The 21,793-nt window shown below is 65.3% G+C and carries 19 protein-coding genes; 10 read left to right on the top strand and 9 right to left on the bottom strand.

Annotated elements, in window-relative coordinates; genetic code table 11:
• Positions 1–3: 3 nt before the first annotated feature.
• From ACHMXA_RS32480 to ACHMXA_RS32470, 3 genes are all read right to left on the bottom strand, one after another.
• The gene (locus ACHMXA_RS32480; RefSeq protein WP_095946463.1) at positions 4–861 is read right to left on the bottom strand and encodes a branched-chain amino acid ABC transporter permease; all 858 of its coding nucleotides are present in this window, start codon (positions 859–861) and stop codon (positions 4–6) included.
• Between the two features lie 33 nt (positions 862–894).
• On the bottom strand, positions 895–2,073 hold the full coding sequence (locus ACHMXA_RS32475; protein WP_395322565.1) for an ABC transporter substrate-binding protein: 1,179 nt from the start codon (positions 2,071–2,073) through the stop codon (positions 895–897).
• A gap of 188 nt (positions 2,074–2,261) precedes the next feature.
• Positions 2,262–2,654, bottom strand: a complete 393-nt coding sequence (locus ACHMXA_RS32470) for a hypothetical protein (RefSeq protein WP_395322563.1) — start codon at positions 2,652–2,654, stop codon at positions 2,262–2,264.
• 25 nt (positions 2,655–2,679) lie between these two features.
• Here ACHMXA_RS32470 and ACHMXA_RS32465 point away from each other — a divergent pair, with 25 nt between their 5' ends.
• The 10 genes from ACHMXA_RS32465 to ACHMXA_RS32420 all read left to right on the top strand — a co-directional run bounded on the left by ACHMXA_RS32465 (position 2,680) and on the right by ACHMXA_RS32420 (position 14,772).
• Complete coding sequence (locus ACHMXA_RS32465) at positions 2,680–3,063, top strand: response regulator transcription factor (protein ID WP_395322562.1); 384 nt, start codon at positions 2,680–2,682, stop codon at positions 3,061–3,063.
• A 92-nt stretch (positions 3,064–3,155) separates the two neighbouring features.
• The gene (locus tag ACHMXA_RS32460) at positions 3,156–4,193 is read left to right on the top strand and encodes a Rieske 2Fe-2S domain-containing protein (protein WP_395322560.1); all 1,038 of its coding nucleotides are present in this window, start codon (positions 3,156–3,158) and stop codon (positions 4,191–4,193) included.
• Between the two features lie 32 nt (positions 4,194–4,225).
• Positions 4,226–5,206 (top strand): Bug family tripartite tricarboxylate transporter substrate binding protein, encoded by a 981-nt coding sequence (locus ACHMXA_RS32455; RefSeq protein ID WP_395322558.1) that lies wholly within the window; start codon positions 4,226–4,228, stop codon positions 5,204–5,206.
• Positions 5,207–5,792: 586 nt separating this feature from the next.
• Positions 5,793–6,725, top strand: a complete 933-nt coding sequence (locus tag ACHMXA_RS32450; protein ID WP_395322556.1) for an MBL fold metallo-hydrolase — start codon at positions 5,793–5,795, stop codon at positions 6,723–6,725.
• Between the two features lie 191 nt (positions 6,726–6,916).
• Positions 6,917–7,606: a TetR/AcrR family transcriptional regulator gene (locus tag ACHMXA_RS32445; protein ID WP_395322554.1), complete on the top strand. Its 690-nt coding sequence runs from the start codon at positions 6,917–6,919 to the stop codon at positions 7,604–7,606.
• Positions 7,607–7,935: 329 nt separating this feature from the next.
• Positions 7,936–8,778 carry a phytanoyl-CoA dioxygenase family protein gene (locus ACHMXA_RS32440; RefSeq protein ID WP_395322553.1) on the top strand — a complete coding sequence of 281 codons (843 nt, stop codon included), beginning with the start codon at positions 7,936–7,938 and terminating at the stop codon, positions 8,776–8,778.
• A gap of 21 nt (positions 8,779–8,799) precedes the next feature.
• A complete protein-coding gene (locus ACHMXA_RS32435) occupies positions 8,800–9,210 on the top strand; it encodes a RidA family protein (RefSeq protein ID WP_395322551.1) in 411 nt (136 codons plus the stop codon).
• A 151-nt stretch (positions 9,211–9,361) separates the two neighbouring features.
• The gene (locus tag ACHMXA_RS32430) at positions 9,362–10,810 is read left to right on the top strand and encodes an MFS transporter (RefSeq protein ID WP_395322549.1); all 1,449 of its coding nucleotides are present in this window, start codon (positions 9,362–9,364) and stop codon (positions 10,808–10,810) included.
• A 17-nt stretch (positions 10,811–10,827) separates the two neighbouring features.
• Positions 10,828–13,140, top strand: coding sequence for a molybdopterin-dependent oxidoreductase (locus ACHMXA_RS32425; RefSeq protein ID WP_395322547.1), 2,313 nt, complete (start codon positions 10,828–10,830; stop codon positions 13,138–13,140).
• A 12-nt stretch (positions 13,141–13,152) separates the two neighbouring features.
• Positions 13,153–14,772 (top strand): AMP-binding protein, encoded by a 1,620-nt coding sequence (locus ACHMXA_RS32420; protein WP_395322545.1) that lies wholly within the window; start codon positions 13,153–13,155, stop codon positions 14,770–14,772.
• A gap of 220 nt (positions 14,773–14,992) precedes the next feature.
• On the opposite strand, the gene ACHMXA_RS32415 is transcribed toward ACHMXA_RS32420, so the two are convergent.
• The 6 genes from ACHMXA_RS32415 to ACHMXA_RS32390 form a co-directional block, all read right to left on the bottom strand.
• Positions 14,993–15,799 (bottom strand): SDR family oxidoreductase, encoded by an 807-nt coding sequence (locus tag ACHMXA_RS32415; protein ID WP_395322543.1) that lies wholly within the window; start codon positions 15,797–15,799, stop codon positions 14,993–14,995.
• Positions 15,800–15,838: 39 nt separating this feature from the next.
• On the bottom strand, positions 15,839–16,618 hold the full coding sequence (locus ACHMXA_RS32410) for an enoyl-CoA hydratase/isomerase family protein (protein WP_395322541.1): 780 nt from the start codon (positions 16,616–16,618) through the stop codon (positions 15,839–15,841).
• A gap of 39 nt (positions 16,619–16,657) precedes the next feature.
• Positions 16,658–17,854 (bottom strand): thiolase C-terminal domain-containing protein, encoded by a 1,197-nt coding sequence (locus ACHMXA_RS32405; RefSeq protein ID WP_395322539.1) that lies wholly within the window; start codon positions 17,852–17,854, stop codon positions 16,658–16,660.
• A 27-nt stretch (positions 17,855–17,881) separates the two neighbouring features.
• Positions 17,882–19,438, bottom strand: a complete 1,557-nt coding sequence (locus tag ACHMXA_RS32400) for an AMP-binding protein (protein ID WP_395322537.1) — start codon at positions 19,436–19,438, stop codon at positions 17,882–17,884.
• Positions 19,439–19,599: 161 nt separating this feature from the next.
• Entirely contained in the window at positions 19,600–21,273 is a 1,674-nt protein-coding gene (locus tag ACHMXA_RS32395) for an AMP-binding protein (RefSeq protein ID WP_395322535.1), read from the bottom strand.
• A gap of 51 nt (positions 21,274–21,324) precedes the next feature.
• Positions 21,325–21,792, bottom strand: a complete 468-nt coding sequence (locus tag ACHMXA_RS32390) for a Zn-ribbon domain-containing OB-fold protein (RefSeq protein WP_395322533.1) — start codon at positions 21,790–21,792, stop codon at positions 21,325–21,327.
• Position 21,793: the final 1 nt, after the last annotated feature.

Genomic DNA, 21,793 nt, shown 5'->3' with positions numbered 1-21,793 from the left:
TGTTCATCGTTTCAGCAGACCGTTGGGACGCCAGGCCAGAAGAAGAGCCATCGCGACAAAGAAGAACAGGCTTCCCCATTCCGACGCGAGGTACTTGCTGGCCGTCTCGATGACGCCCAGCAGCACGGCCGCCAGCAGGGACCCGGTGATGGAGCCCATGCCACCGACGGAGACGACCACGAGCACCAGCACGAGGTACTTGAGCGCGTAGTAGGGCTCCAGCGGCATCAGCTCGGCGCCGAGGATGCCGCCCAGGCCGGCCAGCGCGGCACCCGCGGCGAAGCTCGCGCATTGCACCGTGCGGATCGGGATGCCGAGCGACGATGCGGTGCCGCTGTGGTCGACGGCCGCGCGCAGCCAGATGCCGAAGCGGGTGCACGACACCGTCCACGCGGCCAGCGCCGCCACGGCGCAGCCGGCGCCAATCACCAGCAGGCGTTGCGCGGGCAGGGTGCGAAAGCCCAGGTCGACTGAGCCGGAAAGAAGCGGCGGCAGCGGAATCATCTGCACCTGCGGTCCGACCAGCGCATTGGTCGTGGCAATCAGCACGAAGCTCAGGCCGATCGTGAACAGCACCTGCTCGAGTTCCTTTCGGCGGTACAGGTGGCGCAGCACGAGCGCTTCGAGCAAACCACCCAGCAGCGCCGTCGCCAGGACCGCGGCCGGCACCGCCAGCCAAAAGCTCCACTGCGCCTCGCGTGTGAGCAGGGCCGCGCAGTAGCCCCCGACCATGGCGAAGGCACCGTGGCTGAGGTTCACGAAGCGCATCAGGCCCAGCGTGACCGACAGGCCGACCGCGATGACGAACAGCACCATGCCGTAGGCCAGCCCGTCGATGAGGATGTTGAGTAAGGTGTTCACGGGAATGTCAGAAGAGACGCGTCGCGCGCGAACTCACTTCTCCAGCCCGAAGTCGGTCTGCGCACCGAAGCTCAGCAGTTCCTTGTTGACCAGCGCGTCGCCCGCCTTCTCGACCTTGCGCAGGTACACGTTCTGCGTGATGTGCCGCGTCTTGGGGTCGATGCTCACCGGCCCGCGCGGGCTTTCCCAGGCGAGCGCGCGCGCTGCAGCCATAGCCTTGGCGCCGTCCTTCTTGCCGCCAGTGGCCTCGATCATCTTGTGGATCACGTACATGCCATCCCAGGCGCCGACCGATGCGTAATTGGCGACCGCATTCGGGTCCTGCTTCTTGAGCGCGGCGACGAACTTCCTGTTTTCGGACGAGTCGTGCGCGCCCGCGTAGTGGAAGACCGTCGTCAAACCCAGCGCAGCATCGCCGAACTTCTGCAGGTCGTACTCGTCGGTCTCGGCCGAGCCGAGGAACTGCACGCCGGCCTTGGCCAGGCCGTTCTCGTTGTAGGCCTTGACGAACCCGAGGTTCGGCGGGCCGCCCGGCAAGAAGGTGTAGACGGCCTGTGCGCCACTGGCCTTGATGCGCTGCACGAAGGGGCCGAAGTCCGTGGTGGCGATCGGCATACGGATGCTCTCGACCACGGTGCCGCCTTGCTTGGTGAACTCGCTCTTGAAGGCTGTCTCGGCGTCGATGCCGGGCCCGTAGTCGGTGACGGCGGTCACGACCTTCTTCATGTTCTGCTTGGCCGCCCACTGCGCCGCAGGAACCGTGACCTGCCACAGCGTGTAGCTCGTGCGAACGAAGTACTCGGACTTCTCGGTGATGGCGGAGGTCGCAGCGTTGAAGATGACCGTCGGCGTGCGCGACTGCTGGATCAGCGGTGCCACGGCCATGGCATTGGGCGTGAACACGAAGCCGCCGAGGTAGTCGACCTTGTCCTTGACCAGCAGCTCCTGGACCAAAGTCTTGGTCAGGGCCGGGTTGGGGCCGCCCGTGTCGCGGTAGATGAACTCGACGTTCTGGCCGGCCAGCTTGCCGCCCTGGCTTGCGACATAGGCTTGCGCCGCTGCCTTGAACAGCGAGCCGTAGTGGGCGAACGGTCCCGAGAAGGGCCCGATGATGCCGACCTTCACGTTTTGCGCCATGGCCTGGGGGGCGGCGAGCGACAGCGCAGCCGAAGCGAAGAGCGCGCACGCAAGGGCGCGACGGTGGAATTTCATCGTGTGTCTCCAGTAGTGGTTCGTGCCCGAAATGCCGCCGCGCTGGACTGTTTCGGTGGCGCTATTTTGGTTGAAATGCCAACTAGTTGCAATATCAACTATATGGTGTTTACCCGGAGCAAAACTTCGCTGAGGGCATTCACCCTGTTGATTCGTCAGCGGCTTGCCTATATTCCGCCGTGATGGCTTCAACCTGGCTGCTCGACAACCCGCCGGCAGGGCACATGCTCGATGCCGCCGCGGTCGCACGTCTGCTGGACGCGGGCGACGGACGCGCGCCGGCGCTCGAGATGCTCGACTTCGTGAACCACGTGGTGCCTGTCGAGTACATCTCGCTCGTCGAATACGTGGACGGCGTGCCGTCCCAGGTGGAAGGGCATTCGACGGGGCGCCACCAGAACATCACGGCAGAGTGCTTCTCGCTCTACAAGCGCAGGTTCCGGCAGGCCGACGAACTCACGCGCCTGGCGACGCGCATGGTCGGCGAAGCCTCCGCGCATGCGCCGGTGACCGCGTTGCTCTACGACGCGGTGGACATTCCCGATGAAGGCTGGCGTGACCAGATCTTCGTGGGGCGGCAACTCACCGGCCGCCTGAGCTTTCTGTATGCGCCACTGCCGCGAACGCTGTTCGCCATCAATCTCTATCGCGACCAGCACGACGGCCGCTTCGAAGAAGCCGATGTACAGCGGCTGCTGGGCCTGGCGCCCATCCTCAAGAGGGCGCACCGCAACGCGCTCTTCGCGCACCTGGCATCGCCGGACGCAAGCCTGCGCGGGCTCGAAGATCGAACGCGCGCTCCAGCGCACGGCACCGCTGCTCTCGCCCCGGGAGCGCGCGGTGTGTGCGCGGATCGCTTGCGGCATCGGCATCGATGGCATTGCGGCCGAGCTGTGCATTGCGGCATCGACCGTCGCGACGCTGCGCAAGCGCGCCTACGCCAAGCTGGCGATCCACGGGCGCCAGCAGCTCCTGCGCTTCATTCACTAGCCGCCCGACCGCGCGGCGCGTTTGTCCCCTTCTGCGGGGACAGACGGCACGACCCGCATTTCCTACAGTGCCTGGACTTTGTGGAGACAGGCATGTGGATACGAAATTGCTGGTACGTCATTGCGTGGGAACACGAGGTTCCCGCCGAGGGCATGTTCACGCGGCGCGTGCTCGACGAACCGATCCTCGTCTATCGATCCAGCGAGGGCGGGCTGGTCGCGATGCAGGACCGTTGCTGCCACCGCCAGGCGCCGCTGTCACGCGGACGCCGCGAAGGCGATTGCGTGCGCTGCGGCTACCACGGCCTCAAGTTCGATGCCGACGGCGTCTGCGTGGAAGCGCCGGGCCTGGCGCGCATTCCCGTCAAGGCGCGCGTGCGGACCTATCCCGTGGTCTCGCACAACAAGTGGATCTTCGTCTGGATGGGCGACCCGGCCTTGGCCGATCGGGCCTTGCTGCCTGAAAACTTCTCCTGTGACCATCCCGACTGGTCGTACAAGCCCGGCTACGTGCACTACGACACGCCCTATCTGCTGGTCTGCGACAACCTGCTCGACTTCTCGCACCTGAGCTATGTGCACGAAAGCTCGCTCGGCGGCTCGACGGCGATCGCGCAGGCCATTCCCACCATCGAGCCGATACCCCGCGGCATCCGCGTCACGCGCCATGTTCCGGATGTGCCGCCGTCGCCATTCTGGCAATCGTTCCAGACCTTCGATCGGAATGTCGACCGCTACTTCATATACGACTTCGTGCTGCCCGGCACCCTGCTGATGCGATCGGGCGGGGCGCCCGTGGGCCAGACGGAAGGCGACCTGAGCGGCGGCGTGCAGCTTCACAGCTGCCAGACGTTGACGCCGGAGACCGAGACCACCACGCATTACTTCTTCCAGCAGTCGCACCGCAGCAGCATCGACGACCCGGCCGTGACCGACACGATCTATCGCGGGCTCGTGAGCGCCTTCGAAGAAGACCGCGAGACGATCACGGCCCAGCATCTCAACATCGACCCCGACGTCCCGATGCTGCTGCTCGGGATGGACCAGGCGCTGGTCCGCTACCGCCGGCTGCTGCAGCAGGAGTTCGAGCGGGAGCGCAGCGCGCCTTTGCCGGTTCGCGAAGCCGCATAGCCCTCGTCACACACAAAAAAAAGGAGACCCCGATGCGTCGCACCTTCCTGGCATTGAGCCTGACCACCGTCCTCGCCACGTTGCCCCTTGCAGGCTTCGCCCAAGGCACGTTCCCGACCAAGCCCATCCGCATCGTCGTCACGGCGCAGGCCGGTGGCGCGAATGACTTCGTGGCGCGACTCATCGGCGAGCGCCTGGCCAAGTCCCTGAGCCAACCGGTCGTGGTCGACAACAAGGCGGGTGCCAATGGCGCCGTGGGCCTGGGGGAGGTCGCCCGTGCAGCCCCGGACGGCTACACCATCGCCGTCACGCTGGGCGATTCGCTGATCAACAATGTCGCGCTGTACAAGAGCCTGCCCTACGATCCGCAGCGCGACTTCGTCTTTCTCACGCAGGTCGTGCGCAGCCCCGCCATCCTTTCCGCCAACCTGGAACTGGGCGTGAAGAACATGGACGAGTTCCGGAAGCTGGCCGCCCGGCCGGGCCAGCAACTGAGCTACGGCACGTGGGGGCCCGGCGGCTTGGGCCACCTGGCAGGAGAGGCGCTCAATCGCAAGCTCGACGCACGCATGGTCCATGTGCCGCAGCGCGGCGAGGCGCCCGTGATGGCCGACCTGTTGAGCAACACCGTGAGTGTCGGTCTTACCTCTGCCGGTCTCGCCCGCCAGCACGTGCAGGCAGGCAAGGTCGTGCCGCTGGCGATCATGGGGCGCGAGCGCTCTGCCGTTCTGCCGCAGGTGCCGACGATGCGCGAACTCGGTTTCGACGATCCCCTGTTCGAAGCGGCGGTCTGGATCGCCTTTGTCGCACCAGCGAAGACACCGCCCGCGGTGGTTGGGCGATTGACCACGGCCCTGCGCGCCGCGGCCGCGATGCCGGACGTTCAGTCGAAGATGACCGAGCGCGGCCTCGAGATGCTCAACACGACGCCCGAGCAGTTCGCTCAGAACTACAAGCGGGACTTCGACGTGATCGTCAAGCGGATGGTGGAGTTCGGCATCGAGGCGCAGTAGGTTCTTTGTCGAGAAGTAGGCAGGTGTGTTGAGGCTGCTAAGGCCACTTCAGACTGGTTGCTGTCGTTCGGTTCCGGTGAGCGAGTGGCGGCTTTCGGCCGCAGGCGCCGCTCGCCCCAGGCACGACTACGCCTTTCAGCGCGGTTGGACTGGACCGGGTCTTGATTCCATGGAAATCAACCGGTAGCCACCCCATTCGCGGCTTTTCCGCTCTTGCCAAGTGCAGCTTATGAGAGCTGCGGCCTTGCTTGTTGTTCAGAGAAGACCGACCCCTGGTCTGATTCCACCGTGGCGCCCCGGTGGACTTTTTGGCCACTCGCGTATTTGCAAAACGATTGTTGTAAGAAATCATGTGACTTGCTAGGCTTCAATGTTTCTGCATTGATTCGGAAGGTCGCACCATGCAAGCATCAGAAGGGAAATTCCACTGGGAGCGAAGCCGTCTTCGTCGAGGTTGCTTCACTTCGACGGTTGCCAGGCAAGGGAGAAGGCGCCTGCGGTGGGGCCAAGAGGTTGGGGCAACGCTTCTTTGCAGAGGGATGAGATGCATCGATCGGCCGTTCGGCATGACCAGGAATGAGGCAGCATGAGCGCTGTCTTCCGCCAAACCGACTCTTTCCCTGCCGTCAGCCGCATTGATTTTGGCCGCGTCTCGGTTTTCTTCGGCGAGAAGAATGGCAAGTACCCCGATGGCAACCAGGTGCTCGTCCGCGGCACCGAGACGCGCGCCGCTTTCGACACGCCGATCGTCGCCAACCACATCGGCCCTGAATTCGACGCAACCGAACTGGTGGTCATGGGGCATGTGCTCGAGGACCACATGGCCGGGCTGCACCGTTTGCCTGGCGCCGCGGTGTGCGTGCACGAAGCGGACCTGCCGGCAGCGCAAAGTTGGGACGGCATGCTGAGCGCCTTCGGAACGACCGATCCGGACGTCATCCAGACCCTGCTCGCCAAGTTCCAGCGCGACTTCTTCTACGCACCGCGCCCCGATGCGACGGGCTACGTGGACGGTGCAAGTTGGGACCTGGGCCGCACAGGCGTGCGGGCCTTTCACATGCCCGGCCACACAGCCGGCCACACGGTGCTGCTGGTCGAGCCGGAGGGCGTTGCTTTCATCGGGGACATCGACCTGACCGGCTTCGGCCCCTACTACGGCGACGCTGGCTCCAGCTTGCGGGACTTCCGCCGCAGTCTGGCGCGGCTGCCGGAGATTCCGGCCAAGGTGTGGGTCACCTCGCACCACCGCGGCGTCTACACCGAGCGAGAGCGCTTTCTGCGTGATCTCGCGTCCTTTGCAGCCAGGCTCGACGAGCGCGCGCAGCGGCTGCTGGACCTGCTGCGCGAATCGCCGAAGACGCTGGCCCAACTGGTCCGGCATCGAGTGCTGTATCCGCCGGGCCATGAGAGCCCCTGGGTGATCGACGCGGAAACCCGGACCATCTCGCAGCACCTGGCCGAGTTGCTGGCCGACGGGCAGGTGCAGGTCGACGGGCTGGGTGTCTATCGGCTCGCTTGATCGCAGGTCTCGTGGCGCCGGTGATCATGGGCACCTACTAAACTGAGCGCGGTATTTCCCTCCATTGCTTCTGTCGATGAAGCAGGTCGCTTCGGTCCGTGAGTGCATTGCGGCGACCAGCGCTTGGATGGGAGCCAGCAGCTACGAGGAGTGGATACGGATGTGCAACTTGTTTGCGGGTGACCCCAAAGATGTCAGATAAGAAAATCAAGCCAGCGCACGGCACCGGGGAGGGCGTGCAGACGCCGACAAGGGGGCGCCCCGCGGGCGACCCGGAAATCAAGCGCAAGGAGTTGCTCAGGGCTGCGGCATCGGTGATCGCACAGGAAGGCTATGCGAAGGCGTCGCTGCGCACCGTCGCGCAGTATGCGGGCCACTCGACGGGCGCCGTGACGTACTACTTCGCAAACAAGGAGGAGCTCATCGTTGCGCTGCTGGAGAGCGCGTTCGATCGCTTCGACGCCATGCTGGAGTCGGTTCGGGAAAAGGGCGACATCCGGTTGCTCTTCGAGCACTGGTTGCAGTTGACCGAGCGCAACACACGATTCTGGCCTGCGACTTCCGAGCTGCTGGCGCAGGGGCGGTATGAGCCCGCGTTCGCGGAGGTGATCGTCCGGCGCTACGCGCAATTTCGCAAGATCCAGACATCGATCCTCAAGGAGGCGCAAGAGCGAGGAAGCGTTCGCCGGGACATCCCGGCCGAAGTGCTTGCCGATCAACTCAGTGCGATGGGGGATGGTTGGATGCTGATGTATCCCGTTGAATCCCGGCGCTTCACTCCTAAGCGGATCCGGGCGCTCATCGACGCCGTGGGTGTCCTGATCGCTCCGGCTCCCGGTGCGCAACCAGCGCTCGAATCTCGCAGCACGAACGCCGGCTAGGCAGCGCGGTCATCCTGCGCGCACGATGCTGCGCGCCGCTTCGACGCGGGCCGCGATGGTGCTGTGTGGAGGCCGAGGGCCTTCGATATCCGACATGAAAACGCGCAGCGATACCTCGCTGCTGCGCAGCCGTTTCCGTTCTGCACTGGCAATGGCTCGAATCGGCTCGTTTCGGTTCTATCGTAGGCGTCTAAATATTACACAACGATCGTCATGTAAATATGGGATTTCATTAACAGAACGGGTGTTGTGTTAAATCGGCCTGCTGGCTACAGTGAGGCATCCCAGGCAAAGAAGTGCCTGCTGCCCGACCTCAAAGGAGCCTCACCATGCTGACCACCCCGCAGATGCGCGACCAGTTCCGCAACGACGGTGCCACCGTCTTCAGGAACTGTCTCAACGAAACCCAACTGGCCCAGTGCTACGACGCCTTCAAGTGGGACATGGCCAACCCCGGCCCCCACGTCTACCGGGGCCTGAACGGGACCGCGCTGGAGACTCACATCGATAACGCCAACCCCGAGGCCAAGGCCAAGCTGGACGCGCTGGCGGCGTCGCTGCCCTTCGGCCAGATCTTTCAGGAGCTGTGGGATTCGCAGAACGTCTGGTACTACGCCGAGGAAATCTTCGCCAAGGAAGGCGGCAAGAGCGGCCGTGGCCCCTGGCACCAGGACACGGCCAATCTGCCCTGGGCCGGCCGTCATTGGGGCAACGCCTGGATCACCTTCCAGAAGATTCCCAAGAAGAACTCGCTGGAGATCGTGCGCGGTTCGCACCTGGGTATCCAGTACGACGGCGCCAGCTTCATGAGCGCCGACGATCCGACGGACCCGCTCTACGGCGACGGCACCTATCCCCGCCTGCCGCACATCGACAAGGATCTGGCGCGTGACCCTTCATCGTGGGACATCGTCTCCTTCGACATCGACCCCGGAGACATCGTGTTCCTGCACCCGCGTTCGCTGCACGGCGGCGCCCCGGTTGACGCCGGCTGCCCGACCCGACACACCCTGGTGATGCGCTTCTTCGGCGATGACGCCACCTTCCGGGAGCTGCCCACCTGCAAGCCGAGCTATGCCCGCGTCGGCCCGCTTTTTCGCAAGGAAATGGCGCACTTCAACCAAGGCGACGCGTTCCGCTCCCCCATCTTCCGACAGGTTGCCGGCATCTGACATCACCAGGAGTACCACCCCATGAAACGACAAATGATCAACCCCGCGTCCGTCAAGGCGAAGCACTACGACCAGCTGCATTTCTCGTCGGCCACCCGTGTGGGCGACATGGTCTGGGTGTCCGGCCAGGTGGGTTTCGACGTGGCGACGGGCAAGCCCGGCCAGGGCATGACTGAGCAGGCCCGGCTGGCATTTCAGAACCTCAAAGCCGTGCTCGGGGAGGCCGGCGCCACGCTGGCCGACGTCGTCGAGATCATGACCTTCCACTTGGACATGCACGGCCCGGACATCCAGGCGTTTGCCAAGGTCAAGGACGAGTTCCTGCCCGACCGCTACCCGTCGTGGACCGGGGTAGGCGTAACCCAGCTGGCCCACCCGGCGTACCTGGTCGAGGTCCGCGCGGTCGCAGTGGTCGGCTGCGGCGCGGACTAGGCCCCGGCCTGCAGGCCGCGGGCATCAGCCACGGCCTTTCCACGAAAGCGCGTCGCCCCGCAGGCGGGGGATGGCTGCGTCCGCGAGTTCCGTGGGCGCGGCGGCACAGCACAAAACCAGACAACAGCTGAAACGCTGATGGAGACAAATGATGAACCGTATTGACGAGACGAGGCCAACCTCCGCCGGAACCGCCCCTTCGTTCTTGCTGGCGCGATTCGACCGCGTGCCCACGATGCGGCTGCATTACGTCTGGGCCGCCCTGCTGGCGCTCAACATGATGCTGGAGTACTACGACAACGCCATCTTTGCCTATGCCAGCCCGACCATCAAGGCGCACACCGGCATGAGCACCGAGCAGATCGGCTTCATCAGCAGCGCCTTCTACGTGGGCATGGTGATCGGCGCGCTCGTCGGCGGCTGGCTCTCGGACCGTTGGGGGCGCCGCCCGGTGCTGGTGTGGGGCACGGTCATGTACTCGCTCGGCGTGGTGGCGACCGCCTTCGTACCCGGGTACGAGTTGATCCTGGCCTCCCGCTTCGTCACCGGCCTGGGCGTGCAGGCGGCCACGTCGGTGCTGCTGGTCTACGTCTCCGAGATGTTTCCGAGCGGCGCGCGCGGGCGCTTCCTGTCGGTCGTGACGATGGGGCTCACTGCTGCCGCAGTGCTTGCGGCGGCGCTGGCCATGTTCTACCTGCCGACCGGCGGGCCGGACACCTGGCGTCACCTGTTCCTCGCCGGGGGCATTGGCTTGCTGATCGCCCCGCTGGTGCACTTCTGCCTGCCGGAGTCGGTGCGCTGGTGCGTGGCGCGCGGACAAGTCGACCGCGCCGAGCAGATCGTCAGCCGGCTGGAAGCGCGTGCGCTGCGCCAGGGTCCGCTCGCCGCGCCCCAAGTGTCGGCTGTGCCGTACGCCGCGGCCCAGCCGACGCTGCGCGACCTGTTCCAGAACAAGTCTGTGCTGCGCAACCTGGCCGTGCTCTTCGTTTCCTATTTCGGGGTCTACCTCGCGTACTACACCTGGGCGAACTGGAGCATCTACGCGCTGGTGTACGACCTCAAGTACGCGCAGAAGGACGCGTACTTCATCCTGTTCATCTGGACCGTGGTCTACGGCGCCATGCCTTTCCTCGCCATGCGATTCCTGGACCGGTGGGAGCGCAAGAACACCATCCTCTTCATGTCCGTGTTCGCGGCGCTCACACTGGCAGCCCTGGGCATGTCCACCGGCTATTGGGCCGTGTCCATCATCGGCGGCATCCTCACCGTCTTCGCCGGATTCGTCCTCAATGCCTACTACACCTACATCCCCGAGACGATGCCCACGCAGTTGCGCGCTCTGGGCAACGGCATCGTGATGTCAGGGGCCCGGGTCGGCGGCGCGGTCTCCGGCGTGATGGGCGCGGCGCTGGTGTCCGCAGGTGGCTTGAAGTATGTGACGTGGACGGCCGCCGCGATCTACATCGTCTTTGCCATCCCCGTGCTGCTGTTCGGCCCGCGCACCACGAATCGTTCGCTGGAAGCGGTTGCCGACGAAGAACTTGCTCGCGGCCAGGGTGACGCGGCGCCCGAGCTTGCCTCGCCCCGCGCGGCCGTCTGAGCCTGCAGGAGTCACCAATGCTGCCTGTCCAAGAGAATCGCGTGGTCTCCACGCACTGGGGCACTTACAACGTGGCCGTGCATCAAGGGAAGGTGTCCGGTATCCGATCCTGGTCGGGCGATCCCGCGCCGGCACCCGTCTGGGAGGGCCTGGACGGCACACAGACGGGGCCGAGGGTGGCAGCGCCCGCCATTCGGCAGTCGTTCCTCGACAAGCAGCACCGCGCGGGCGGTGCCGGCCGCGGGCGCGAACCCTTCGTCGAGGTGGACTGGAAGACGGCACTGGACATGGCCGCCGGGCAGTTGGAAAGGGTGCGCTCGATGCACGGCAATTCGGCGATCTTCGGCGGCTCCTATGGATGGGCCAGTGCCGGCCGGTTCAACCACGCGCAGAGCCAGATCCACCGCTTTCTGAACCTGCTGGGCGGCTACACGCGATCGATCAATTCCTACAGCTACGGCGCCGGGGAAGTGATCATTCCGCGCGTGGTCGGCTCGATGCACAGCCTCGCGGGTCGGCACACGTCGTTCAAATCCATGATCGGCCACACCCGGCTGCTGGTCACCTTCGGAGGGCTGCCGGAAAAGAACGCACAGGTGAACGCCGGAGGCGTCACGCGGCATCGCTACCGCGACACGCTCGGGCAGCTTGCGCAAGCGGGTGTGCGCCTGGTCTCGATCAGCCCGGTCCGGGACGACACCAGCGTGCCCTGCGAATGGGTGCCCATCCGCCCGCAGACCGATGTGGCGCTGATGCTGGGCTTGGCCTACGTGCTGGAGTCCGAGAACCTCGCGAACCGGTCGTTCCTAGCTCGGTACACGGTCGGGTACGAGCAGTTTCGCGATTACCTGCTGGGTCTGTCCGACGGCATTGCGAAGACGCCGCAGTGGGCATCGTCCATCTGCCGCGTGCCGGCGCAGGACATCGCGCAGCTTGCGCGCGACATGGCCCAGCATCGGACCATGATCACGATGTCGTGGTCTGTACAGCGGGCCGAGAACGGGGAGCAGCCGTACTGGATGGCAGTCGTCCTCGCGTCGATGGTCGGCCAAATCGGCCTAGAGGGCGGAGGATTCGGCTTCGGCTATGCCGCCGTCAACGGCATCGGGCTGGATTCGATCACGGTGAAGATCCCCGCGCTGCCGCAAGGCAAGAACCCCGTGTCTTCGTTCATCCCCGTGGCCCGGATCTCGGACATGTTGCTCAACAAAGGGCAGTCGTTTCGCTACAACGGCCAAACGCTCACATATCCCGACACACGGCTGATCTACTGGGCCGGGGGCAATCCCTTTCATCACCATCAGGACTTGAACCGCCTGCGCAAGGCATGGGCGGTGCCCGAAACCATCATCGTCAACGAGCCCTGGTGGACGGCGACGGCCAAGCATGCAGACATCGTGTTTCCCACCACCGTCGCGTACGAGCGAAACGACATCGTGGGCACCAGCAGCGATCCTTTCATCATTGCCTCCGCAGCACATGCGAAGCCCCATGCGGATGCGCGCAATGACTACGAGGTCTTCTCCGAGCTCGCCGCCCGGTTGGGATGCCTCGAAGAATTCACGGGGGGAAAGACGGAAGAGGATTGGCTGCGTTCGTTCTACGCACAGATCAAGGAGCAGGGCGACGCGCAGGGCCTGAAGCTTCCGGCGTTCGATGAATTCTGGGCGAAGGGCATGGTCGAGGTTCCAACGCAGGAGTCCGCCACGGTCTTTTCGGAGTTCATCCACGACCCCGTCGGCAAGCCCTTGCGCACGCCATCGGGCCGTATCGAGATCTTCTCGCAGACCATTCGCAATTTCGGAATCGAGGGGCAGCCGGGCCATCCGGTCTGGATCGAGCCACATGAATGGCTGGGCGCGGCGCAGGTGCAGGACTTCCCCTTGCACCTGCTGTCGAATCAGCCGTCGTCCAAGTTGCACAGCCAATACGACCACGCGCCGCACAGCCGGAAGCTGAAAATCTCCGAGAGAGAGCCGATACGGATTCACCCAGTCGACGCAGCGAGTAGGAGCATCGAGACCGGCACGATCGTCCGTGTGTTCAACACACGAGGCAGCTGTCTTGCGGGCGCGGTGGTGTCCGATGCGGTGACTCCGGGCGTGCTGCAGATGGCCACCGGCGCCTGGCTGGACCTTGCGCTGGATGACGGCGACGGCATCCCGCTCGACAAGCATGGCAACGCCAATGTGCTAACGCGCGACTTCGGCACCTCAGAGATCGCGCAGGGCAGCACGGCCAATTCGTGCCTCGTCCAGATCGAGCGCTTCGCCGACATGCCGCCGCCGACGACCTGCTTTGATCCGCCGGCTTTCATCCCCAAGAAATAGAGAGCCATCGACATGGAAACCAAAGCCCTTCCCGCCTGTCCGATCCAGCCCTTGCACGAGTACCTGCGCATGCACGCGCGAGAACGGCCTGATGCCGCAGCCATGATCTGGTACGGCACCGTGCTGAGCTGGTCCGACCTGGACCGCGCCAGTGATGCCTTCGCCGCCCGCCTGCAGGCGCTGGGCGTGAAGAAGGGCGATCCGGTGGTGCTGTTCCTGGGCAACTGCCCGCAGTACGTCGTGGCGCACTACGGCATCCAGAAGATCGGCGCCGTCGTGTGCCCCAATGGGCCGCTGAACAAGGAGCACGAGCTGGCCTACCAAGTGAATGACCTGAAGGCACGCGTGATCGTGGCGGCATCGGCCCTTTTGCCCGTGGTGCAGAAGGTGAAGCCGGTGAGCACGCTGGCACACGTGTTCATGGTGCACTATGACGACCTGCTGCCCGCGCAGCCCGCGCTGGATCTGCCTGCCGAACTGAGTGCGGCGCGTGAAGAAGCGCGCGTTGTGCCAACGGGCTGCGAAGACTTTCTGGCCGCGATGTCCGGCAGTGCCAAGCCAGCCCCTGTCGAGTTGGACATGGACGATCTGGCGCTGATGCTCTACACGTCGGGCACCACCGGACTGCCCAAGGGCGCGATGCTCACCTATGGCAATGCGCTGTACAAGACCCGCACGTCGGCCTTCGCCATGGGGGTGGGGCGGGACGACACACAGCTGTGCATCGCACCGATGTACCACGTCGCGGGCATGTTGACGGGCGTGAACGTGCCGGTGCTCTGCGGCGACACTGCCGTGCTGCTGCATCGTTTCGAGCCGCGTGCCGCGCTGCAGGCCATCGACCGCTACCGAGTCACGGCGTGGTACAGCATCGCACCCATGAACGCGGCCTGCATGCAGCAGCCGGACATCGCGCAGTTCGATCTGTCCAGCCTGAGCAAGAACACCGTCACCAGCTTCGGCATCGCCTTCACCGAAGCGCTGGCCTTGCAGTGGAAGACCTTCGCCCCGAACGCCCATGCGCGCGAGGCCGCCTACGGTTTGTCGGAAACCCATAGCTGCGACACCTACATGCCGGCCGACGCCATCCGCTGGGGCACGGTGGGCCTGGCGGTGCCGGGCGTGGTGATCCGTATCCTCAACCCGGACACCGGCAAGGCCCTGCCAGCGGGCGAGCAGGGAGAGATTGTGCTGACCAGTCCCGGCGTTTTCAGGGGCTACTTCAACAAGCCCGAAGCCACCGTCGCCACGCTGCGCGACGGCTGGGTACACACCGGCGACATGGGGTGCATGGACGCCGATGGCTATCTCACTTTCATGGGCCGCTTCAAGGAAATGATCAAGGTCTCGGGTTACCCGGTGTTCCCCGAGGAGGTCGAAACCATCTTGATCAAGCATCCGGCCATTGCCCAGGCTGCGGTGATCGCACAGCCGGATGTGGACAAAGGCGAGGTGGTGAAAGCCTTCATCGTGAAGAAGGCGGGAACTGAGTTGGCCGCCGATGAACTGATCACCTGGTGCAGAGACAACATGGCGCCGTACAAGGCGCCCAGGCATGTGCGCTTCTTGGACGCACTGCCAACCGCAGGGGCAGGGAAGGTGCTGCGACGCTTGTTAAGAGACGTCGAGTGATGCTGCGAGTGTGTCGGTTGCCGAGTCAAGACATCGAGCTTCGGGCGTGAGCCGATGTCGCCGGATTTGGGTCGGGAGATAGCGGTTCGTCCGGTTGTGTTCGAGACCCATCCAATCACTCGTCGTTGCATGAGGCGCACAAGTATCGGCGCTTACGCCCCCGATCTGAAGACATTGAGAGTCGCGCTGCGGGAGGATTTACCGTGCCAAGATTTGCTGCCTACAGGCCGGCTTGGCTCGCGGCCTCGAGCGCAGGTTTAACGCTTTCAATGGCGCCTCCCCCATCGCAGGGGATCAGCGCACCTGAGATATAGCTCGCATAGGGCGAAGCCAGGAACAGCGCGAGGTTGGCGATATCGTCGAGCGACCCGAAGCGCTGTAGCGGCACATGGCCCCGCGCAGTGGCATGGTCCTCCGGCGTTGGCGCCATCAATTTCCTGAATCCCTCCGTGCCTTCGATCGGGCCGGGCGATATGGAGTTGACGCGGATGCCTTCGCCGCCCCATTCCAGCGCCAGCACTCGCGTCAACTGATCCACGCCGGCCTTGGCCGCGCAGGCATGGGCTTGGTAGCGCATTGGAACGAAGGACTGCGGCGCGGTGATGTTGATCACCGCGGCGCCGGGCTTGCGCAGGTGCGCGTGCGCTTGTCGCAGTACATGGAAGGTACCGACGAGGTCGATATCGACCACTGCGCGAAAACCGTTCGACGACATGTTCCGGGCCTCGCACAGGAAGTTGCCGGCTGCGCCCGAGACGAGCACGTCGACCGACCCGAATCGCCCGACCGCTTCCTCGAATGCACGGCCGACCGCGTCGAAGTCGCGCACGTCGGCACACGCGCCATGCACCGAGCCACCAGCGTCGGAAAGCGTCCGGCAGGCGTTGTCGACGTTCTCCTGCTTGCGGCTCGCGACGGTCACGGCGGCGCCCTGCCGCGCGAAGGCCTGCGCGATGCCGAAGTTGATGCCGGTGGTGCCGCCGAACACGAAGACATGGCGGCCGTGGAAATCGAGGTTCATTTGCATGAGGTATCTTTCAGCGATTGCGGAGAGCCGAACGGGCCGTCAGGTAAAGCACGGAGCGCGCTTCCCCCGGAAAGCGGCAATGCCCTCGGCCACATGGACCGATGCGGCTGCCTCGACCATCAGCCGATGCTCCATGTCGAGCTGCGCCTGCAGCGACCGCTCGTTCGCTCCGTCGACCAGCCGCTTGATGCGCGCGAGCGCGCCCGTCGCGCCCTGCGAAAGAGTACGGGCGAGGCTTGTCGTGCGGGCGGTCAATTCTTCGTCCGGGACGATCTCGTCGACGATGCCGAACGCCAGGCATTGCTGTGCCGACAGCGGGGCGTTCGTGAAAAAGATCTGCTTGGCGCGCGCTGTACCCGCACGGCGCGCCAGTAGCCACGAGGAGCCGGCGTCCGGTGTGAGCCCAAGGGCTGAGTAGCCTCCGCGCAGCTTCATCGATTCGGCCCCCAGCACGAGGTCCGCGCACAGCGCGAGGCCGATGCCGCCGCCGCCGACCGGCCCGTTGACGGCACTGATCACCGGCACCGGCAGCGTTGCCAGCTTGTGGATGGCGGCGTGGAGCGGACCGATGAACTGCTCCAGAAGCGCTGGTAGCGCTGCGCCGGCCTGGTCGAAGAACGCGATGCTGCCGCCGGCGCAGAAGTGCCTGCCGGCGGCTCGCAGCACCACAGCGCGGACCGACGCATCGGAAGCCACGGCATCGATGCACGCGATCAACGCATGCGCCGCGTCCGGGTCAATAGCGTTGGATTGTTCGGGACGATTCAATACGATAGCGGCCACGTGGCCGTCGCGTTCGAGCACGACAGGTGCAGTCATTCGGGTTCTCTTTCTCTTGCCTTTCGGCTCGATCTCGGTTCAATCACGCCGCTGCAGGATGGCCACCGACACCGCCGTGCCCAATCCGCCGTTGTGCTGCAGGGCCAGGCGAGCGCCCTCGACCTGTCGCACGCCGGCCTGGCCGCGCAATTGCGCAGTGAGTTCGGTGATCTGCGCCAGCCCGGTGGCGCCGAGCGGATGGCCCTTGGACAGCAGGCCGCCCGACGGACAGACCACCACTTGCCCGCCGTAGGTGTTGCGCTCTTCGAGAACGAAGCCGGTCAAGTCTTCCTCGGCACAGAAGCCCAGACTCGCGCAACTGAGCAGTTCGTTGCTGACGAAGCAATCGTGTACCTCCGCGACGTTGATGTCCGTTGGCGCCACGCCCGCGCGCGCATACGCACGATCCGCAACACGGCGTGTGGCGGCTCGGCTTAACGCATCGGGCACGTTGGGTGGATCGAGGTCGGTGGCGATGTCGCTGCCCATCTCATGGGCGAGGATCGATACATCGGTGCGCAGGCCATGGCGCCTCGCGAAATCGGGGCTGCACACAATCACCGCAGCGGCGCCGCAGCTTGGTGCGCAGGCATACAGCTTGCGCAATCGCCCCCACACCGTGGGTGCGGCCAGAACCTCGTCCACGCTCAGCGGATCGCGGAAGATCGCGAAGGGATTGTGTTTCGCATGCGCGCGCGCCTTCACGGCCACGCGTGCGAACACCTCATCGGTCAGCTGCAATTCACGCGCAGCCCATTCGAGTTGGGAGCCGAACATCAGCAGCGCGGGCGGCAGCGCTTGCTCCTGCGCACTGAGGCCCATCGCAGCGATCACACTGGCGCGGTGGTGCTCGAGCGGGTCCGCATGCGTGGGAAAGATGCGGTCCAATGCGCCGGGTCGCATCTCCTCGAAGCCAACCGCCAGCGCGCACTCCGAGACACCTGACAAGACGGCCTGCCTTGCCAGGAACAGCGCCGAGGATCCCGACGCACAATTGTTGTTCACGTTGGTGATCGGGATGCCGGTGATGCCAACGCGGTAAAGGGCGCGCTCGCCCGAGCACGAGTCGCCGTAGACGAAGCTCGCGAAAGCCTGCTCGACGAGGCAGTAGTCGATACCGGCATCGGCCAGCGCCGCTTGTACGGCCTTTTGGGCCATCACGTCATAGGGTTCGCTTCGGCCGGGGCGCACAAAAGGCACCATGCCGACACCGGCGATGAGGGTTTCCTGGGTCATCGGTTGCTCGCTTCCCGCCACGGCGGATCAAATGTTGCGGTCCTGCGCCGTCCAGTAGAGCGCGCGCAAGTCCTTCTTCAGGACCTTGCCGTTGGCACTGCGCGGCAGCGAGGCCACGAAGTCCACCGACTTGGGCGCCTTCACGCTGCCCAGCTTCTGCTTGCACAGGGCGATCAGCTCGTCGCCCGAGACCTGCATGCCGGGCGTCAGCTCGACGACGGCCTTCACCGCCTCGCCCCACGCGGCATCGGGCACGCCGATCACGGCGCAGTCCTGCACGGCGGGGTGAGCCCAGATCACCTGCTCGACCTCGCTCGGGTAGATGTTGAAGCCGCCGCTGATCACCATGTCCTTCTTGCGGTCGGTGATGCGCAGGTAGCCGTCGCGGTCCAGGTGCCCCACGTCGCCGGTGTGCAGCCAGCCATCGACGATGGTCTCGGCCGTCTTCTCGGGCGCCTTGTAGTAGCCCTTCATGACGAGGTCTCCGCGCACGCAGATCTCGCCGGTCTCGCCGACGCCGAGCGGCTCGTTGTTCTCCCCCATGATCGCCACGCGGGTCAGCGGGCTGGCACGGCCGCAGGACAGCAGGCGCGCATCGTCGGCGAGCTGCCCGTCGACGAAGTTCTCCTCCGGCCGCTTCATCGCGATCGCGCCGGGCGCCTCGGTCTGGCCGTAGGCCTCCATCATCACGGGTCCGAACACTGCGATGGCGCGGCGCAGCTTCTCGGCCGACATCGGCGCAGCGCCGCACAGGAAATACTTCAGCGAAGAAAAGTTGCGCGCCTCGATGCCCGGCATGTCCAGCAGCCGGTAGATGACCGTCGGCGGCAGGAAGAACTCGGTCACGCGGTGCACCTCGATGGCATCGAGCAAGGCGGAAGGGTCGGGCTTGGTCAGCACCACCACCGTGCCGCCGCGCGCCGTGCAGGGCAGCGACAGCACGCCTGCGGTGTGGGTCATCGGGGCCGCGGCAAGGTTGACGATCTTCTCGTCGGCCCGATAGCTGCACGCGATCATGAACTGCGCGCAGAAGGCCTGGAAGCTGCGGTGCGTGTTCATCACGCCCTTGGGCAGACCCGTGGTGCCCCCGGTCGGCATCACGGCCACCGTGTCGTCGGGCTGGTAGGCCACCTGTGGCCTGCTCGCCGGCTGGCCTTCGATCCAGTCGGCCAGCCCGACCGCCCCCGGCACAGGGCCTTCGATGCAGACGAACAGCTTGATCTTCGGCAGGCTGGCGCGCAGTGCCTCCACGGCCGGCGCGAAGGCCTGCTGAAAGAACAATACCTCGCAGTCGAACGCGTCGAGCAACTGCCGGTTTTCTTCCAGCGCACCGCGCGGATTGACGGGCATCCACGCCATGCCGGCGCGCCACAGCCCCAGCGTGCAGGTCCAGGGCACCGGATGGTTCGCGGCCCAGACGGCGCCGACCTTCTCGCGCCCCAGGCCCATCGCCAGCAAGGCGTTCGCGATGCGGCACGAGAGCGTGCCGACGTCATCGAAGCTGTAGACCGTGTCGTCCATCACGTAGGCGGGCGCTTGCGGATCGATCTCCCATCCGCGGTCAAAGAAGTCGATGATGGCCATGTGGGTCTCCTGTAGGCGGCTAGCTTGTCTCGGTGGTATGCAGTCTGCCGAGGCGCACGGTTTTTTCGCCCCTCGAATGGAGTGGCGCGAAGGCGCCGGGATGCGCGAAGGCCCCTCTTTCGCGGTGGGGAAGGCAGCGCCAGGCACTGTCCCCCGTGCACTCATTCGGCCCAGACGACGGGCTCGCCAAGGCTTGCCCAGCGCTCGAAATCCGGTCCGTAGCGTGTTTCGAATACGTTGCGGCGCAGCTTGAGCGTCGGGGTCATGAGTCCGTTCTCGACGGTCCACGGCTGCGCGGCGACGACCAGGAAATCGAGTCGCTCGTGCGGGTCCAGGGTCTCGTTGACAGCTTGCCGCAGCGCATCGAGCGTTTGCGTGAGTTCGGGGCTTCGCGTGGCGCCCGGCGCCAGCAGAACGACGGCAAACGGCTGCGGAAAGCCGACGCCCGTCACGCAGCAGGCCTCAACCAGCGGATTGCCGCACAGCGCATTCTCGATGGGCGCGGGCGCCACGTACTTGCCCTTGCTGGTCTTGAAGATGTCCTTGGCACGGCCAGTGAGCTTCAGGTAGCCCCCGGCATCGATGTCGCCGACGTCGCCGGTGCGCAGGAAGCCGTCCTCGGTCATGACCTCGGCGGTGCGCTGCGGATCGTTGAAGTAGCCGCGCATGTTGCCCGGGAAGCGGACCAGAATCTCGCCGTCGTCGGTACGCCGGACTTCGGCGCCAGGTCGCGGCTGACCCACGTAACCCACTCGTCCCTTTCCAGGGCGGCTCGCATGCGTGCCCATGTTCTCCGTCATGCCGTAGATCTCGAGCAACTCCAGGCCGAGGTCGAGGTACCACTGATGCAGTTCTTGCGACAGCGGCGCCGCACCCGACAGCGCATAGCGGGTCTCAGCCAGGCCCAGCTGTGCCAGCACCTGCCGGCGCACGGCCGGCCCTTTTTCGGTGTCGGCCAGCATCGCCGCCAACTGCGGCGCTGGAATGCGCGCCAGCACGGCCTGGCGGAACTTGGCCCACAGCCGCGGCACTGCGATGAAGAAGGTGGGCCGGGTCTTCTGGAGATCGGTGACGAAGGTCTCGACACTTTCGTTGAAGGTCACGCTGCAGCCGCTTGCCAGCGACACCAGCTCGGAGAACATCCGGTCGGCAATGTGCGCCAGCGGCAGATACGACAGCATGCGGTCCTGCGGACCGAAGCCGTAGTCGTCCATCACGATGCCCAGCGACGCACCCAGCGTGCCGAAGGTGTGCATCACGCCCTTGGGCACGCCGGTGGTGCCCGAGGTGTAGATGATGGTGGCCAGCTCGTCGACGCCGCGCGAGCGCTCGCCGGTCAGCGGCGGGGTGCGCGCGATCACGGTGTCCCAGTCGGCCACGGGCTGGTCGGGTAGCTCCCCGTCCGCGCACAGCGGAAACCGCACCACCGGCATCCCCTCGGGGATACCGGCGCGCATGGCGCCCCAGTCCTCGGAATCGAGTTTGCCCAGGAACAGTGCCTTGGCCTCCGAGTGCTCGAGGACGTGGCGTACCGATGCCCCGGTGAGCGAGGGATAGATCGGCACCGAGACATGCCCGGCCAGCTGGATCGCGAAATCGGCGAGGAACCACCAGGCGCAGTTCTTCGACATGATCGCGACCCGCGAACCGGGTTCCCAGCCGAAGGACGCGAGATGAGCGGCCATGCGCCGCGCATCTTCCGAAGCCTGCGCCCAGGTGAAGTGGCGCTCCTGTCCGCCGCCCAGGGGCTGGGTGAGGTAGCGCTGGTCGGGCCGTTCCTGTACGTGGCGTTGCAGCCAGGCAATGGGGTCGAGAGGGGCGTGGATGTGCGGCATGTCATGTCTCCTTTTGCTGTAAGTTTTCGGGTGGCTCTTCGGCCTCTTGCCTCAGGCTGTCGGCCTGAAATAACGGATATCCCAAATATTGCCGTGCCGCTCTTCAGCCAGCACGGCGCGCACGCGCATGCCGACCTTCACTGCCTCGGGCACGACTTCGCCGAGATAGTGAACGAGTGCGGTGTCCGCGCCGTCGAGCTTGATCAGACCGACCACATAGGGAAGGGGCATTTGCTGGAGCATGCCGGGCTCGCGCACGATGGTGAAGGCCGTGAGCGTGCCGGCATCGCCCGCATCGACCCAGTCGTCCAACTCGGCGAAGCATTCGGAGCAGCTCATGCGCGGTGGCAGGTAGCTGCGGGCACAGGCGAGGCAGCGGGTGGCCGTGATGCGGCCCTCGTCGCGCAGCGCGGCGAAGAACCGGCCATTGATCCGGCCCACGTCGTAGTTGATGTCGCAGTACAGCACCGGCTGGCGCAGGACCATTGGCTCGGCGGCTTCTAGTTCGGCTGGATACATC

Origin of the sequence: Variovorax sp. UC74_104 (assembly GCF_044055375.1) — a bacterium.
In the GTDB taxonomy this organism is placed as follows: Bacteria; Pseudomonadota; Gammaproteobacteria; order Burkholderiales; family Burkholderiaceae_C; genus Variovorax.
Note: the sequence above shows the minus strand (reverse complement) of the source record. Positions and strands in the feature narration are given on the sequence as shown.